The 16,103-nt window shown below is 69.0% G+C and carries 17 protein-coding genes; 9 read left to right on the forward strand and 8 right to left on the reverse strand.

The window, feature by feature from the left end; all coding sequences use genetic code 11:
• Position 1: 1 nt before the first annotated feature.
• Positions 2 to 901, reverse strand: a complete 900-nt coding sequence (locus tag AB0E63_RS16300; protein ID WP_360366123.1) for a LysR family transcriptional regulator — start codon at positions 899 to 901, stop codon at positions 2 to 4.
• Entirely contained in the window at positions 858 to 1,154 is a 297-nt protein-coding gene (locus AB0E63_RS16305) for a hypothetical protein (RefSeq protein WP_360366125.1), read from the reverse strand. The genes AB0E63_RS16300 and AB0E63_RS16305 overlap by 44 nt, the downstream gene beginning before the upstream one ends.
• Positions 1,155 to 1,253: 99 nt before the next feature.
• Between AB0E63_RS16305 and AB0E63_RS16310 the strand changes: the two genes are divergently transcribed.
• On the forward strand, positions 1,254 to 2,330 hold the full coding sequence (locus AB0E63_RS16310) for a LysR substrate-binding domain-containing protein (protein WP_360366127.1): 1,077 nt from the start codon (positions 1,254 to 1,256) through the stop codon (positions 2,328 to 2,330).
• A 158-nt stretch (positions 2,331 to 2,488) separates the two neighbouring features.
• Here the strand turns inward: AB0E63_RS16310 and AB0E63_RS16315 are convergent, their stop codons facing one another.
• From AB0E63_RS16315 to AB0E63_RS16325, 3 genes are all read right to left on the reverse strand, one after another.
• Positions 2,489 to 3,313 carry an aldo/keto reductase gene (locus AB0E63_RS16315; RefSeq protein ID WP_360366129.1) on the reverse strand — a complete coding sequence of 275 codons (825 nt, stop codon included), beginning with the start codon at positions 3,311 to 3,313 and terminating at the stop codon, positions 2,489 to 2,491.
• Between the two features lie 62 nt (positions 3,314 to 3,375).
• Entirely contained in the window at positions 3,376 to 4,461 is a 1,086-nt protein-coding gene (locus tag AB0E63_RS16320) for a winged helix DNA-binding domain-containing protein (protein ID WP_360366131.1), read from the reverse strand.
• A 31-nt stretch (positions 4,462 to 4,492) separates the two neighbouring features.
• A complete protein-coding gene (locus AB0E63_RS16325) occupies positions 4,493 to 5,050 on the reverse strand; it encodes a hypothetical protein (protein ID WP_360366133.1) in 558 nt (185 codons plus the stop codon).
• A gap of 135 nt (positions 5,051 to 5,185) precedes the next feature.
• Between AB0E63_RS16325 and AB0E63_RS16330 the strand changes: the two genes are divergently transcribed.
• Positions 5,186 to 5,737, forward strand: a complete 552-nt coding sequence (locus AB0E63_RS16330) for a hypothetical protein (protein ID WP_360366135.1) — start codon at positions 5,186 to 5,188, stop codon at positions 5,735 to 5,737.
• A 568-nt stretch (positions 5,738 to 6,305) separates the two neighbouring features.
• Positions 6,306 to 6,722, forward strand: coding sequence for a hypothetical protein (locus AB0E63_RS16335; protein WP_360366137.1), 417 nt, complete (start codon positions 6,306 to 6,308; stop codon positions 6,720 to 6,722).
• Between the two features lie 6 nt (positions 6,723 to 6,728).
• On the opposite strand, the gene AB0E63_RS16340 is transcribed toward AB0E63_RS16335, so the two are convergent.
• Together AB0E63_RS16340 and tdh are read right to left on the reverse strand one after the other, a co-directional pair.
• Positions 6,729 to 7,913, reverse strand: a complete 1,185-nt coding sequence (locus AB0E63_RS16340; RefSeq protein WP_360366139.1) for a glycine C-acetyltransferase — start codon at positions 7,911 to 7,913, stop codon at positions 6,729 to 6,731.
• Positions 7,913 to 8,962, reverse strand: coding sequence for an L-threonine 3-dehydrogenase (gene tdh, locus AB0E63_RS16345; RefSeq protein WP_360366140.1), 1,050 nt, complete (start codon positions 8,960 to 8,962; stop codon positions 7,913 to 7,915). Before tdh ends, AB0E63_RS16340 begins: the two co-directional genes overlap by 1 nt.
• On the opposite strand from tdh, the gene AB0E63_RS16350 reads away from it, so the two are divergent.
• From AB0E63_RS16350 to AB0E63_RS16375, 6 genes are all read left to right on the forward strand, one after another.
• On the forward strand, positions 8,953 to 9,498 hold the full coding sequence (locus tag AB0E63_RS16350) for a sortase (protein ID WP_360366142.1): 546 nt from the start codon (positions 8,953 to 8,955) through the stop codon (positions 9,496 to 9,498). The two genes, tdh and AB0E63_RS16350, sit on opposite strands and share 10 nt — an antisense overlap.
• 28 nt (positions 9,499 to 9,526) lie before the next feature.
• Entirely contained in the window at positions 9,527 to 10,072 is a 546-nt protein-coding gene (gene pyrE / locus AB0E63_RS16355) for an orotate phosphoribosyltransferase (RefSeq protein ID WP_360366144.1), read from the forward strand.
• Positions 10,072 to 10,800, forward strand: coding sequence for a DUF3137 domain-containing protein (locus tag AB0E63_RS16360; protein ID WP_360366145.1), 729 nt, complete (start codon positions 10,072 to 10,074; stop codon positions 10,798 to 10,800). The genes pyrE and AB0E63_RS16360 overlap by 1 nt, the downstream gene beginning before the upstream one ends.
• A gap of 38 nt (positions 10,801 to 10,838) precedes the next feature.
• Entirely contained in the window at positions 10,839 to 11,627 is a 789-nt protein-coding gene (locus AB0E63_RS16365) for a LemA family protein (protein ID WP_360366147.1), read from the forward strand.
• Positions 11,628 to 11,847: 220 nt separating this feature from the next.
• Positions 11,848 to 14,829: a BTAD domain-containing putative transcriptional regulator gene (locus AB0E63_RS16370; protein WP_360366149.1), complete on the forward strand. Its 2,982-nt coding sequence runs from the start codon at positions 11,848 to 11,850 to the stop codon at positions 14,827 to 14,829.
• Positions 14,830 to 14,965: 136 nt separating this feature from the next.
• Positions 14,966 to 15,355: a hypothetical protein gene (locus tag AB0E63_RS16375; protein ID WP_360366150.1), complete on the forward strand. Its 390-nt coding sequence runs from the start codon at positions 14,966 to 14,968 to the stop codon at positions 15,353 to 15,355.
• Between the two features lie 4 nt (positions 15,356 to 15,359).
• On the opposite strand, the gene AB0E63_RS16380 is transcribed toward AB0E63_RS16375, so the two are convergent.
• Positions 15,360 to 16,067 (reverse strand): DedA family protein, encoded by a 708-nt coding sequence (locus AB0E63_RS16380; RefSeq protein ID WP_360366152.1) that lies wholly within the window; start codon positions 16,065 to 16,067, stop codon positions 15,360 to 15,362.
• Positions 16,068 to 16,103: the final 36 nt, after the last annotated feature.

The following is a 16,103-nucleotide window of genomic DNA, read 5'->3' on the forward strand; positions in this document are numbered from 1 at the left end:
ATTACAGCTTCTCGGCGACCTCGGTGAGTACGGCGAGGGTTGCGGAGACCAGCGGGTGATCGGCTCGGCTCGAGCGGATTGCGGCGTACACGCGTCGGGTCGGGATCGGCTCGGGCAGTGGGCGGATCACCGCGAGAGTCGGCGTTGGTACGCCGAGGCGCGGGACCAGCGAGACACCACCGCCGGCCGCAACCAGGGCGGCGACGGCCCGGAAGTCGTCGGATTGATGGACCACGCGTGGCTGGAAGCCGGCCTGCTCACACGCCAGCAGTACGACGTCCCGGATCGGGTTGCCGGGAGCCGTCATCACCCAGTCGTCGGCCGCGAGCTGGGAGAGCTCGATGGTGTCGTCGGCCGCTGCCGGGTGTGTTGGTGGGAGGACGGCGACGAACGGCTCGGCGTACAAGGGGATCCGGATCAGGCGCTGGTCGTCGGCGCGGGGTGAGCCGCGGTGCTCGACCGCGATCGCGATGTCGGCGTCGCCGTCGAGCAGCTGGGTGATGCCTTGATGGCCTTCCGCGTCGCGGACGACGAGGTCGAGGCCGGGGTTGGTTTCCCGGAGGCGGGTCAGAGTGGGGGCGACGAGCAGGCTGATCGCGGTCGCGAAGGCGGTGACGCGAACCTCGCCGTTCGCACCGTTCGCGTGCAGGCGCATCGCGTCTTCGGCGCGTTCGACCTCGGTCAGGATCGTGTCGGTGTGGGCGAGGAGCAGGCGGCCGGCCGAGGTGATCGCGACCCGCCGGCCGCGGCGTTCGAGCAACTCCTGGCCGACTTCGGATTCCAGGGCGGCCAGTTGCTGGGAGACCGCCGAGGGCGTCAGATGCAGCACCTCGGCGGCCGCCGTCACGGTCCCGTGGTCAGCCAGCGCGCGCAACACCCGGAGGCGTCGTACCTCGATCACGGACCTCAGCTTCGCACAGCTGGTCGGCGGACAGCTCCGAGGCGACCAGTGTCAGCGCAGCGCGCGGCGCCGATGCCGGCGTCGGTGCGGGCTGCGGGGCGGGTGCGGGTTGTGCCTGCCGCTGCAGCAGGCGTCGGACGGCGGCGCGGAGTGGACGACGCTGCGGGACATAGGGCCGGACCGGTGCGTTCGGCATGGCGGAGTGAGTCTGCTCGTGGATCGACTTGATCACGGAGAACGGGACGTAGTGCACGGTAGTTCCTTTCGTCTCTTCGACAGTAAGAACCGGCACGGTGATACGTCCAATGAAAGTTCTTCGCAGAGTTGATGCATGTGGTGCATGATCGTTGGTATGGAACTACGGCAGCTCAGATCGTTCGTGGTGGTGGCCGAGGAGCTCAACGTCGGCCGGGCGGCGACCCGGCTGCATCTGACCCAGCCGTCGCTCAGCCGGCAGATCGCGGCGCTCGAGCACGATCTCGGCGTGGAACTGTTCGCCCGGGTCCGCCGCCGGTTCGTGCTGACCGCGGCCGGGGCGACGTTCCTGGCCGATGCGCAGGATCTGCTCCGGCGCTCCGACGAGGCAGTACGCGCGGCGCAGCGAACGCAGCGGGGTGAGCTCGGCACGCTGCGGCTGCGGTTCGTCCAGTCCGCGACCCATGAGGCACTGCCGCGGTTGCTGGGTACGTTCCGCGACGCCTATCCGGACGTGGTCCTGGATCTGGAGACGATGACGACCCTCCAACAGACCGAGGCGCTGCGGGACGGCCGCATCGATGTCGGCCTGCTCCGGCCGAACGCTCCGGCGACGGTCGGTGGCCGGGATCCGATCACCGGGCTCGCGCCCGCCTCGACCGGAGGAAGAGGTGGGAAGCGGCTGGCGGCGAGCGGTGGAGGGGGTGGGAAGCGGGTGGCGGCGAGCGGTGGAGGGGGTGGGAAGCGGGTGGCGGCGAGTGGTGGAGGGGACGACTCGTCGGGTGGCGGGACGGTCGTCGTACAGCTCGCGCCGGGGCTGGCGTCGCGGGCCGTCTCGGCGGATCCGCTGGTGGCGGTGCTGCCGGCGCGGCATCGGCTGGCGCGGCGCAAGCGGATCCGGCTGGTCGAGCTCGCGGACGAGCCGTTCGTCTTCTACTCGCGGCTCAGCGGTCCCGCGGTACACGACACGATCGTCGGGTTCTGCCGGGCGGCCGGGTTCATACCGCGGATCGAGCAGGAGGCGGCCGACGTACAGACGATCGTGTCGCTCGTCGCCGCCGGCCTCGGAGTCTCGCTGCTGATCAGCCCGACCCCGCTGACCAACCCGGAAGCGGTCGTCTACCGCGAGTTGTCCGACGACCTACCACCCTGGCAACTCTCCGTAGCCTGGTCCCCGGACAACCGCTCCCCAGCCCTGGCCCGCTTCCTCGAACTCCTTGAGCCTGCCCCCTGACCTGGAGGGTTGCCCCCTCAGATTCTCAGTGGGCAACCCTCCAGCTGAGGGGCTGCCCACTGAGTTGGAGGGTTCGCCGGATGGCGCGGCGGGGTGGGGCCGGGCCGGCGGGATGGCGCGGCGGGTGGGGCCGGGCGGGCGGGATGGGTGCGGGCGGGTCAGCCGAAGATGTCGGGGTCGCCGCCGGTGCGGATACCGGTTTCGAGGTCGGCGATCGTGGCCATGTCGTCGTTGTCGAGCTGGAAGTCGAAGACGGCGAAGTTCTCCTGGATCCGGCTCGGGGTCTTCGACTTCGGGATCACCACGTTGCCGAGCTGCAGGTGCCAGCGGATGACCACCTGGGCCGGCGTCTTGCCGTGCTTGTCGGCCAGCGTCTTCAGGGCCGGCTGCGAGAGCAGTTCGCCCTGCGCCAGCGGGCTCCACGCCTGGGTCACGATGTCGTTCTCCGCGTTGAACGCGCGCAGCTCGTCCTGCGGCAGCGCCGGGTGCAGCTCGATCTGGTTCACCGCCGGGCGGATCGTGGTCTCCTCGAACAGCCGCCGCAGCGCCGGTTCGTGGAAGTTGGAGACGCCGATCGCGCGGACCCGCTTGTCGGCGTACAGCTGCTCGAACGCCTTCCAGGTGTCGACGTACTTGTCCCGCTGCAGCGACTGCCAGTGGATCAGGTACAGGTCGAGGTACTCGAGGCCGAGCCGCTCGAGGCTCGTGTCGAAGGCCTTCAGCGTGCTGTCGAAGCCCTGGTCGCTGTTCCACAGCTTGGTGGTGATGAATAGCTCGTCACGGGGCAGGTCCGCCGCGGCGATCGCGCGCCCGACGCCGGCCTCGTTGCCGTAGATAGCGGCGGTGTCGATGTGCCGGTACCCGGCCTTGAACGCGGTCGTGACGACGTCGGTGACGATCTCGTCCTCGATCTGCCAGACCCCCAGGCCCAGCTGCGGGATCTCGACGCCGTTGTCCAGAGTGATGGTGGGGACTGTGCTCATTTGTCTATTCCACCGGGCCGAAGGGCTCTGGCCCAGTCATCCGACGTGTGACAACAACCTCATTAACTCCCCGTAACCACCTCATGGGTTTTCGCATCTGGCTCCAGGAACCGCAGCAGCGCGGTCCCTTCACGCTCCAGCTCGGTCAGCGTCTTCTTCAGAGTTCGCCCGAACGGCGCCACGGTGAGCGTCGCCACACCGCGCTTCTTCTCGGCCGTCCACAGCCCGGCGACCAAGCCGTCGACTGTGTACGTCGCTTTGACCCGGAGGTTCTTCGTGTACACGGCCGGCTTGTGCTCGTCCGCGATGATCCGCTCCCGTTTCGCATGCGAGAGCAGGATGTTGTCGAACTCGGGGAGAAATCTCACGGGCGCCGGAGTGTCCGGGGCCGGCCGCGGCCCATCCGGTACGTCGTACAACGTCTTGCCGGCCTCGTCCGTGAAGGTCTCCAGCTCGAGCTCGTCGAACAACGGCTTCGCCTTCTGCAGCCCGGACCAGGTCTGGAAATCCGCGGGAGTGGCCGGTCCAAAGGCGGCGAGGTACCTGGTGACCAGCTCCTGCGGCTCGGCGGGCGTGTGGAGCTTGTCGCCGATCCAGTCCTCCGCCGGTGTGAAGCGCGCGTTCGCGGACCAGCTCCAGCGGGCGTCGGTCGGGTACATCACGAGTGGCACCAGCATCCGCGTGCAGAAGCCGAGCGCCCGCTCGTTCACGTCCGGGAACTGCTTCTGCAACGCATCCCGCACCTCGGTGAACGTCAACGGCTCCTTCGCCAGCAGCTTCTTCGCCGCCGCGACTACCTTCGCAGGCTCCAGCCCGGTCCCTCGATCCCCGAGCACCTTCAAGCCCGCCTCGAGCACCGGCGACACTGTCGTCCGAAACCGCAGATAGTCGGCGGATGTCACCAGATGCAAGGTCCCGCGGAACATCGTCGCCCGCACCACCTCCCGATCAGTCACCGCCCGATCGAGCTCCGCCTCCTCGAAACCACCGATCCGCGACCACAAACCGACGTACGGATGCTTGGGCTCCTGCCCCTGCATCCCCACCAGCCGCCCCACCACGTCGACCGCGGACACACTCTCCCGCTCCAGCAGCAACTGCCGCGCCAGCGTCGCCCGATTGACCGCCCGCCCACTGATCACCACCATGCAGGCATCCTGCCCGGCGGCTCCGACAAAGTCAGCTGTAGTCCTTCTCGTCGTACTTCGGCAGGTTGAGGAGGCGGCGGATCTCGGCGGCGGGCGACTTGCCGCTCTCCGCCGAGGCGAGCTTCACGTGGCTAGCCATCTCCGTGAGGTTGTCCGCCTCGGCGGCCTTCAGCCAGTGCGGGCGCGCGGCGGTGTCGGCCTGGGCCAAGGTTCGGATCTGCTGGGCGACCTTCGGCGGCCAGGTATTGGCCAGGAGTTGCTTGGACTCGGCGAGGTTGGCCGCGGCTACCGCCCGGGCCCGCGCTCGCAGGGTGGCGGCCGACGAGCCGTTGTTGGCGGCCTTCTCGAAGCGTTCGAGGGCGACGTTGTACGGCCGGGTCACCTGCAGGTACCGCTGACCCGCGGCAGCCAGACTCATCGGCACCGGCGTAGCCCTCACCACCGGAACACTCCGCACCGGGGCGGGGGTGCTGCTCGGCGACAGCGCCGTACTCGATGGTGCGGCATCAACCGGCTGCTCTTCACCCCCACCACACCCGGCGACACCCAGCAACCCGACGACACCAACAACCGACAGCACTTGACGCACGATTCTCCCTCACCCAGACCGAAACGGCTCACCCTAGCCCGGGCGTCCGAATATCGCCCCGGGTGGATGAATCCGAGGAGGGGCTGAAGGTGCGATGTTCGTCCTGACAAGCAGCGAGGACGAGGGGAACTTGAAATGGCCATCGACACCTTTATCGTCTACGTCGGGGTGTACGACGAGTTGGCCGACGCGGAGGCAGACTACGCGGTGGTCAAAGAACTGCACACCAAAGCCGGACTGATCGATGCCTACGACGCGGCTGTTGTCGAGCACCGCGACGACGGGAAGGTCAAGATCGCCCACAAGCATGAGACGCCGACGCGGGTGGGAGGCGTGCTTGGTGGCGGTGTGGGCCTGGCCACCGGCCTGGTCGTCGCGCTGTTCCCGTTCGCCGCGATCGGCGGCGGGCTGCTCGCGGCCACGACTGCCGGCGGAGCGGTCCTGGGCGCGGTCACGGGACATGCCGCGATGGGGATGAGCCGTGGCGACCTGAAAGAGCTCGGTGAGCACCTGGACGCCGGCCAAGTGGGACTCGTGGTCGTCGGAGTGGCCGACATGGGCGCCAAGATCGAGCAGGCGATGCGCCGTGCGAAGAAGACCGAGGCCAAGGAACTGAAGGCCGATACCGCCGAGATCGAACACGACGCCCGAGCCGCGAGCAACGTCGACAGTGATGCCGGCACGTAGGGCGCGTGAGCGGGTGACCAGGAGAGCGGGGTCCGCCCCGGTGCCCCGGATGGTGCGTGCCGCTGGTCTGGCACTGGCAGTAGTGCTCCTCGTCTCCTGCGGAGAGTCCGGGTCCATTGACCGGCCGTCTCCATCGTCGACGCGCACGCCATCCTCGCTGCCGTCCCTGACGGCGTCGCTCCCGAACCCGACCCGGTCGCCCGAGCGCCCGGAGAGCTCGTCCTCATCCGAGTCTGAGGCCGAACCAAGCCCGACCCGCTCGCCCGAACGCTCGGAGAACCCTTCCGAGCCCGAGGCCGAACCAAGCCCGACCAGATCGGAGAACTCGTCCCAGCCCGTGGCCGTACCAAGCCCCACCCAATCATCGGTACGCGCGGAGCCGACCCAGACAACAGCCGAGCCAACCGACACCAAGTCATCCGAACCCACGGAGCCCACCTCGCCTACGGAGACGCAGACCACCGCGCCGACCCAGACAACGCCCACGGCGCCGCTATCCCCGACGACCTCGCCGTCGGTACAGCCCTCCTCGGCCGAGACGGACGGAACGTCTTCCTGGTTGTGGTGGGTGCTGTTGGCGATAGTGCTCGCACTAGCCGTAGGTGTGCCGCTCCTTGTCAGAGCGCGCCGCCGCCGGACATGGCGGGACAACCTCGCCTCCGCGGAAGACGAGGTGGCGTGGTTCGCGCGCGTACTCATCCCGCAGCTCCGCCAGCAGACTTCGCCCGCAGAGGCAGCCGGCGGCTGGAACGTCGCCGAGAGCCGAGTCATCGCCGCCGAGGACAGCCTGACCGCTCTCGAATCGTCGGCACCAGACGAAGCCACCGCAACCCGGGCCCGCACCCTCCGAGACGCCGTACGAACAGCCCGAGCCGACATCCAAAACCTCCTGGCATCCAGCACCCCGGCCACGATGCCGCAGAACCTGGACGCAGTAGCCACCCAACTAGAGCAAACCCTCGCCCCACCACCCCCAACCGACTGACGCCGGCTACCCCGCGAGCGCGGCGCGGGCTTCGATGAAGGCGGCTATGGCGCGTTCGACGTCGGAGGTGGAGTGGGCGGCGGAGAGTTGGACTCGGATTCGGGCCTTGCCGTGGGGGACTACGGGGTAGGAGAAGCCGATGACGTAGATGCCGAGGTCGAGGAGTTTGTCGGCGAGGCGGCCGGCTGCGGCGGCGTCGCCGATCATGACCGGGGAGATCGGGTGGTCGCCGGGGAGGACGTCGAAGCCGGCTTCGGTCATCTTCGTGCGGAAGAGGGTGGTGTTGGCCTTGAGCTTGTCGCGGAGGTCGCTGGAGCCGCCGATGAGTTCGAGCGCCTTCAGGGAGGCCGCGGTGACGGACGGGGCCAGGGAGTTCGAGAAGAGGTACGGGCGGGAGCGCTGGCGGAGCAGCTCGACGATCTCACGGCGGCCGGAGGCGTAACCGCCGGACGCGCCGCCGAGCGCCTTGCCGAGGGTGCCGGTCACCACGTCGACGCGGTCCTTCACGCCGAACAGCGACGGCGTACCAGCTCCGTCCGCGCCGACGAAGCCGACCGCGTGGGAGTCGTCGACCATGACGAGGGCGTCGTACCGCTCGGCCAGGTCGCAGATCTCGTCGAGGGGAGCGACGTACCCGTCCATCGAGAAGACGCCGTCGGTGGCGATCAGCCGGTAGCGGGCGTCGGCGGCGTCCTTGAGCTGGGCCTCCAGATCCGCCATGTCACGGTTCTTGTAGCGGAAGCGGCGAGCCTTCGACAGCCGGACGCCGTCGATGATGCTGGCGTGGTTGAGCTCGTCGGAGATGATCGCGTCCTCGGCGCCGAGCAGGGTCTCGAACAGGCCGCCGTTCGCGTCGAAGCAGGAGCTGTAGAGGATCGTGTCCTCGGTGCCGAGGAAGTTGCTCAGCGCACCTTCCAGGTCCTTGTGGACCTGCTGCGTCCCACAGATGAAGCGTACGGACGCCATCCCGAAACCCCACCGGTCGAGAGCGTCCCGAGCGGCCGCGATGACCTCAGGATGGTCGGCCAGGCCGAGGTAGTTGTTCGCGCAGAAGTTCAGCACCTCGTTGCCGGAGGCAACGGAGATCAAGGACTGCTGGGGTGAGGTGATCACCCGCTCGGACTTGTACAGCCCGGCGTCCCGGATCTCGCCGATGGTCGCCGTCAGGTCGTCCCGCATCCGCCCGAACATCAGTGCTTCTCCTCCAGGGATTCCGTCGTCCAGTCCATGATCACCTTGCCGCAGTGCCCCTGCCGGGCCACGTCGAATGCGCGCTCGAAGTCGCCGTACCCGAACCGGTGGGTGATCACCGGCGTCAGGTCCAGGCCGCGTTCCAGCATCACCGACATCGAGTACCAGGTCTCGAACATCTCCCGGCCGTAGATGCCCTTGATCGTCAGCATGTTGAGCACCACCGTGCTCCAGTCGATCGCGATCTCGTCCGCGGGCAGGCCGAGCATCGCGACCTTCCCGCCGTGCGTCATGTTCGCGAGCATGTCCCGCAGCGCGGCCGGCTGGCCGGACATCTCCATGCCGACGTCGAACCCCTCGCGCATGCCGAGACTCTGCTGCGCCTGAGCGATCGACTCGTCGGCGACGTTGACCGCCCGGGTGACGCCGATCTTGCGGGCCAGGTCGAGCCGGTACTCCGACAGGTCCGTAATCACCACGTTCCGCGCACCGGCGTGCAGCGCCACCGCCGCGGCCATCACGCCGATCGGCCCGGCCCCGGTGATCAGCACGTCCTCGCCGACCAGCGGGAACGACAGAGCCGTGTGTACGGCGTTGCCGAACGGGTCGAAGATCGCGGCGACATCCAGGTCGACCGGGTCCTTGTGGACCCACGCGTTGCTCGCGGGCAGAGCGACGTACTCCGCGAACGCGCCCGGCACGTGGACACCCAGGCCGCGGGTCTTGATGCAGAGGTGCCGGCGGCCGGCGCGGCAGTTGCGGCAGCGGCCGCAGACCAGGTGGCCCTCGCCGCTGACCAGGTCACCCACCGCGACGTCGCGGACACCGACGCCGATCTCGACCACCTCACCGCAGAACTCGTGACCGGTCACCATCGGCACCGGCACGTTCTTCTGAGCCCAGTGGTCCCAGCTCTGGATGTGCAGGTCGGTGCCGCACAACCCCGTCCGGAGCACCTTGATCAGGACCTCGTCGGCCTCGATCTTCGGCTCCGGAACGTCCTGCAACCACAGACCGGGCTCGGCCTCGGCCTTCACCAGTGCCTTCACGGCACACCTCCACCTTCGACGATCGTCCACATCGTCGTCCCGGGCAACCACCGGCGTCCATCGACACGTCGTGCACAGCCTTTGCAGTTGAACTGCACACCAGGGCATGTCTCCCGATCCCACGCCTACTGCGCGGCACTCGGCACGGTAGCTCGCTACGGCGTGGGATCGGCAGACATACCCTCTCCGCATGCGAGGAGCGGCACGGGGACTGGGGATCGTTCTGCTGGTGGCGGGACTGGGGCTGCTCGGGTGGGTGGGGCGGCAAGGACGACCTGTCGCGGGGGATCGGGCACTACCCACAGACGCAACTCGTCGAGACCGCGGACGCCGTCTACACCTACGAGCTCTACGGTTCACCCCGCGACCTGACCGTCAAGCCCACCGACACCTGGGTGCTCGACCCCGTCCCCGGCAACCCCCGCGAGACTCCCGCCAAGTCGACGATCACCCTGACCACCTGCCAGGACCTGTTCCACTCCCCGGACCGTTCCGTCGCCTTCGGTCACCTGGTGAGGGTTAGCAAGAAGTCCTGAGCTGGCCCTTGTTCTAAGCTCAACGCTCATGAGCTATGACCGGGACGGACTGCTGGAGCAGGTCAAGACCAAGGCCATCGTGCATGGCCGGGTGACGCTGGCGTCGGGGAAGGAAGCCGACTACTACGTCGACCTGCGCCGGATCACGCTGGACGCGGCCGCGGCGCCGCTGATCGGCCCGGCGATGCTCGAGCTGACCAAGGACCTCGAGTACGACGCTGTCGGTGGACTGACCCTCGGCGCGGACCCGGTCGCGATGTCGATGCTGCACGCGGCCGCGCAGGAAGGACGGTCGCTCGACGCGTTCGTCGTACGCAAGGCCGAGAAGACCCACGGCCTGCAGCGGCGGATCGAGGGTCCGGACGTGAAGGGCCGCCGGGTGCTCGCGGTCGAGGACACGTCGACCACCGGCGGGTCGGTGCTGACCGCGGTCGAGGCGCTGCGCGAGGCCGGCGCCGAGGTGGTCGCGGTCGCGGTGATCGTGGACCGCTCGACCGGCGCGCGCGAGAAGGTGGAGTCGGAGGGCCTGGAGTACCGGACGGTGTTCGGACTCGAGGACCTGGGCCTCGGCTGATGAACGCCGGCCCCGTCCTGTTCGTCCTCGTCGCCGTCCTGATCGGCGGCGGCATCTTCTACTTCAGCTATCTGCAGGCGAAGAAGCGGCGCGAGCTGTTCGCCGGGTTCGCCGCCCAACAGGGCTGGTCGTACCTGCCGTCGAACAACACGCTGGCCGGCCAGTGGTCGGGTACGCCGTTCCAGACCGGTGACAACTGGCGGGTCCTGAACGTGCTCTCCGGCGCGTTCAACGGCCACCAGATGGTTGCCTTCGACTACAGCTACCAGACCCATTCGACCGACTCGAAGGGTCGTCGTACGACGACCACCCACAAGTTCGGCGTGGTCGTGCTGCAGTTGCCGGGCGCGCTGCCGCACCTGGAGGTCACCCACGAGGGGATCTTCGGCGGCGCGGTGGCGAACGCCTTCGGGTTCCGGGACATCCAGTTCGAGAGCGAGCAGTTCAATCGTGCGTTCCGGGTGAAGGCGGACGACGAGCGCTTCGGCCACGCGGTGGTCACGCCCCGGATGATGGAGCTCCTGCTGGCCCGCGGCGAGATCGGCTGGCGGGTCGAGGGCAACTCGCTGGTCGGCTGGGACAAGGGCGCCCACAATCCGAACGAGGTGATGAACCGGCTCGCCCTGCTGCAGCAGGTCGTCGAGCAGGTTCCGCCGTACGTCTGGCGCGACTACGCCGGTGTCGACCCCCGTGTGCAGCAACCGCCGCGCGGACCTGGTTACCCGTAAAGTCGCAGGCAGCATTACCGACACTCGGGAGCAGGCACATGACTTTCGTCATCATCGCGATCGTGGTGGTGGTCGTGATTCTGGCCATCGCGCTGATCACGTCGTACAACCGGTTCGTCAAGCAGCGGAACCTGATCCAGGAGTCCTGGCGGCAGATCGACGTCGAGCTGCACCGCCGGTACGACCTGATCCCGAACCTGGTCGAGACCGTCCGGGCGTACGCCGCGCACGAGCGGCACGTGTTCGAGGAGGTCGCCCGGCTGCGCACCCAGGCGGTCAACGTGCAGGGCGCGACCCCGGAGCAGCGGGCCACCGCGGAGGGTGAGCTGTCCGGCGCGCTGCGTCAGATGATGATCTCGGTCGAGGCGTACCCGCAGCTCCAGTCGAACCAGAACTTCCTCGGCCTGCAGCGCGAGCTGACCGACACCGAGGACCGGATCGCGGCCGGGCGCCGGTTCTACAACGCCAACGTGGGCGACTACAACACCCGGATCGAGGCGTTCCCCTCGAACGTCATCGCGGGGGCGTTCAAGTTCGAGAAGGCCGGCTACTTCGAGGTGAAGGACGAGCAGGTCCGCTCGGTGCCGCAGGTCTCGTTCGGCACGATCGGTTCGGTCGCGGGCGAGCAGGCGCCGCCGCAGATGCAGCCGGGCGCGCCGTCGTCGGGTCAGATCCACCCGCAGATGCCGGGAGACCAGGGCAACTACCAGGGCCAGCAGCAGTTCCCCGGCTATCAGCAGGGGCAGGGCCAGCCACCGGTCGGCGGCCCGCCTGCGGGTTCCCCCGCTCCACAGGACGGACAGCCGCCGTTCACCGGTGGCCAATAGGCACCGGTTTCCCCGTAGCCCAGGACCCCCGACCCCGAGCTCCCTACCAGTGCCAGACCCGGAGATGGCGGCGGTCAAGTCGCCACCACCGGGCCTGCCCTCCCCCCGGTACCTGTGTCAACAGTGCCGCAATGAGATACATCCGGCGTACATCGGACTTCACGCCGGGTGCGGGCGGATGCCACGATAGGTCGATTCAGGAACGGAGAGGGCAGGACGAGTGGACAGTCTGAGGTACGGGATCCTCGGACCGCTGCGCCTCATTCACGCCCAGGGCCAGCCGCTGAAGGCCGCGAAACCGCGCCAGCTGCTCGCCACGTTGCTCCTGCACCCTAATCGGTTCGTCTCGACCGATCTGATCGCTGACGCGCTGTGGGAGACCAGTCCACCGCGCTCCGCCACGGCGAACATCCGGACTTATGTACGGGCGCTCCGCGGGGTCCTGCAGGAAGCCGGACTGCCCGCACCGATCAACACCTCGGCCGCCGGCTACAGCATCGAGGTCGGCGTCGACGAGCTCGACGCCAGTCTGTTCGAGTCGCTGCTCGCCGAAGGCGGTCACCTCCGCGACGCCGGTGACGGCCGTCAGGCGATGCAGGTGCTGTCCCGGGCCTACTCGCTCTGGCGTGGCCGCCCGCTGGAGGACCTGTCGGTTCCCGCCGCGTGGGAGGGCTCGATCGCCCGCCTGGAGGCGCAGCACCGCGGCCTGGTCGACAGCCTGCTCGACCTGCGGCTCGAGTACGGCGACGCGAGCGGAGCCGCCGTACTCCTCAGCGCACGACTCACCGACGATCCGTACGACGAGCAACTCTGGCGCCGGCTCGTCGACGCCCTGCTCGCGGCCGGCCGGGTCGGTGAGGCTCGCGCCGCCTACGCCAAGGCGGCGCAGACCCTCGCCGACGAGCTCGACATCAAGCCCGGCCCCGAGCTCGAGGCCGCCGGCGCCCGCGCCGAGAACGGCCGCTCGGCCAACTGGCCCAACCCCGGTATCCCCTCGGCCCGTCCGGCGGAACGGCCGGATGCCGTCATCCAGCCGGGCCCGATGTCGGCACCCGAGCTGACCGATCCGCAGCGGCCGCCGAGTCAGTTGCCGCTCGACCTGGCCGACTTCAACGGCCGGCAGGAACAGCTGGACCAGCTACGCGACCTCGTGTGCGGCCGAGACCCGGTGCGGCCGCCGATCGCGGTCATCTCCGGAGCCCCGGGGACCGGGAAGACGTCGCTCGCCGTACGGCTCGGGCATCTGGTCCGGGAGTCCTTCCCGGACGGGCAGATCTATCTGGACATGCACGGCGCGACGCAGCCGCGCGATCCGGCCGCCGCACTGACCGATCTGCTGCTCAGCCTCAACCTGCCGGACTTCGCGATCCCTACCGATCCCGAGCGACGGTCGGCGATGCTGCGGTCCGAGCTGGCCAGCCGCCGGGTGCTGATCATCCTCGACGACGTCGCGACGGCCGGTCAGGTCACTCCGCTGATGCCGGGTACTGGCGCCTCGGCGGTCGTCGTGACGAGCCGCAACCGGCTGATGGATCTGGCCGGCGCGGACAGCATGCCACTCGACACATTCGACGACCGCGAAGCCGCCGCCCTGCTCGAGTCGGTGGCCGGCCCCGGCCGGGTCGACCGGAAGTCGCCGGAGGCCGATGAGATCCTCGCCGCCTGCGCGAACCTGCCGCTGGCGATCAGGATCGTCGGCAGCCGGTTGGCCCAGCGCCCTGACCTGAGCCCGCGGGAGCTCGCGCGGCGGCTGCGCGACGAGACCTCCCGGCTCGACGAGCTGAGCATCGGCGAGCTCGCCGTCCGTACGAGCGCCGACCTGAGCTACGACGCGCTCAGCCCGGAGGAGGCCCGGCTCTACCGCCTCATCGGTCACTTCGCCGTCGGCGTCTTCTCGGCGCGGGCTCTGGAAGCGGTCGCGTCACCAGCCTCGGTACGTCGCAGCCTCGACCGGCTGATCGAGGTCAACCTCGTCCGGATCAGCTCGGTCGACCACCGCGGGACGGCGCGCTACCGGGTCCATGACCTGCTGCGGCTGCACGCGCTCGGGGTCGGCGACGACGAGCAGCAGGCGCAGGCGGTCCGGGACGTCGAGACCGTGCTCGACGCGCTCCTGAACAAGATCCGCCGGGCCAACAACGCCCTGGCCTTCGAGTACTTCGGCGTCCTCGAGCACACCGGGCCGCTGACGGGTCCGGATCCCGCACCGTTCACCGAGACCGACGCGATCGCGTGGCTCGACAGCGAGCGCAGCACGTTCGTGCCCGCGATCCGGGCCGCGGCGCAGAACGGGCTGCACGACTACGCCTGGCGGATCGCCGCCGCCTGGGGGCCGTACCTGGACATGCGGGCCGGCTTCGACGACTGGAACGGGTCGCACCAGCAGGGCCTGCTCAGCGCGATCGCCTGCGGGGACCGGCGCGGCGAGGCGATCATGCATCGCAACCTGGGCCAGCTCGGGCTTTACCAGGACGATTGGGATCCCGCGTGGCGGCACCTGAGCGATGCAGCCCAGGGGTTCGCCGAGGCCGGTGACCGGCTCGGCGACGGCATCACCGCCGTGGGACTCGGCACCTGGCTGCGCGAGCGCGGGCGGCCCGACGAGGCGCTGGCGCAGTACGAGAAGGCCATCGAGGCGTTCGTCGAGGTCGGCAGCGCGAACGGCGAGGCGGTCGGCCGGACCGCGGCCGCGTCCATCTGGCTGTCCCGCGACGACACCGTCACGGCCGGGCGCTATCTGGCCCAGGCGTTCCTGCTCGGCGTACGGCTCGGTGACAACCACCGCGAGGCCAAGGTACGGCGGCGGATCGCGGCGGTCCGCATCCACCAGGAGCGCTACGACCAGGCGGTGCGTCAGCTGCGGACCTCGTTGGCGATCTTCAACGGGATCGGTGACGACCACTGCGCGGCATACACCCGGGCCGAACTGGGCCGTGCGCTGATGGCGCGCGGCGAGGTCGCCGCAGCCCGGAAGATGCTGCTCGACGCGGTCGACATCGGCCACCGGCTCGGCGATCGCAGCGTCGAGGGACAAGCCGCGCAGCACCTCGGCCAGCTGTACGTGTCCACGGGCAACCTCGACTCCGCCCGGCGTACCCTCGACCGGGCCGCGCGGGTCTGGCAGCAGGCGGGCAACGACGTGCGCGCCGCCGAGTGCCGCCGCGCGTTGGCCACTTTCGACACCGGTGCCGCCACGGGCTGACCACGTTGTGTGGTTGGCGTTCGGGAATGTACGGCGGCTGTATCCGCCTCGGTCAACATCTGAAGTACGCCACGGCACGCAGGCCAGGCGGTTCGGGGAAAACGGGGGACCAGCTATGGCCTGGGGGGAGGTTGTCGTGGAACGCCGGAACGTCCCGCGGGTGGCGAACCCGCGGGACACCGAGGCGGCGCTGAACTGGCAGCTGGAACGGCTTGGATCGGCGGCCTGGCAGGACTGGCCGTTGAAGTTCCAGCGGATGGCGTTCGGGTATGCCCAGGACAGCGGCTGGCACGACGCGGGGGACGCGGTGCGATGGCTGCATCAGCACGCCCTGCTGCGCGAGGGGGAAGCGCCACGGGGGGCGCTGGTCTGGTACCACGCGGCAGACCGGATCCGGGTGGCTTGTTCGCTCGGTTCCGGTCAGGTGGTCGGCCCGTTGCTCACCGGACCGGTCGAGACCGCGGACCTCTCGGTCCTCAGCACCGACTGGGTGTGGTCAGACCCACATTTCCCGTTCGGGCACTGAGGATTCAGTCGTTCGTATGGTTGGTTACCGGGTGCTTCGGGGCAGCGTGCTTGGGAGTACCCCCGGCCGGGCCGGCGTTGCGCTTGCGGCGCCGGGCGAGCACGTACTCCACGACCATCGGGATCAGCGAGATCAGCACCAGCAGGACCAGGGCGGCCTCGAGGTTCTTGTGGATGAACTCGACGTTGCCGAGCGCGTGGCCGAGCAGCGTGATGCCGGTCGCCCAGAGCACGGCGCCGATCCCGGTCCAGAGGAAGAACTTCTTCGGATCCATCTTGCCGGCGCCCGCCACGACCGTGATGAACGTCCGCACGATCGGCACGAACCGGGCCAGCACCAGCGCCCGCGGGCCGTACCGCTCGAAGAACTCGTGCGTCTGCGCGATGTACTTCGGTTTCAGGAAACGGGCGTTCGGGTTGCGGAAGAGCGTCGTACCGAGGACCCGGCCGATGTAGTAGCCGGAGACATTGCCGAGGAACGCCGCGACGGTCAGGATCACGCAGGCGAGCCACAGCGGGACGTGGATCGTCCCGGCCGCGATGAACAGGCCGACGGCGAACAGCAGTGAGTCACCGGGCAGGATCGGGAACAGCAACCCGCACTCGATGAACACGACCGCGGCCGTTCCCCAGAGGGCCCAGTCACCCAGCCAGTGCAGCAGGTGCTCCGGGTCCATCCAGTTCGGCATCAGCATCGCGACAAGAGAAAGCACGCGGACAGGGTAGCGTCCTCAGCTGTGCAGGAGCTG

Origin of the sequence: Kribbella sp. NPDC026596 (assembly GCF_040638415.1) — a bacterium.
Lineage (GTDB): Bacteria > Actinomycetota > Actinomycetes > Propionibacteriales > Kribbellaceae > Kribbella.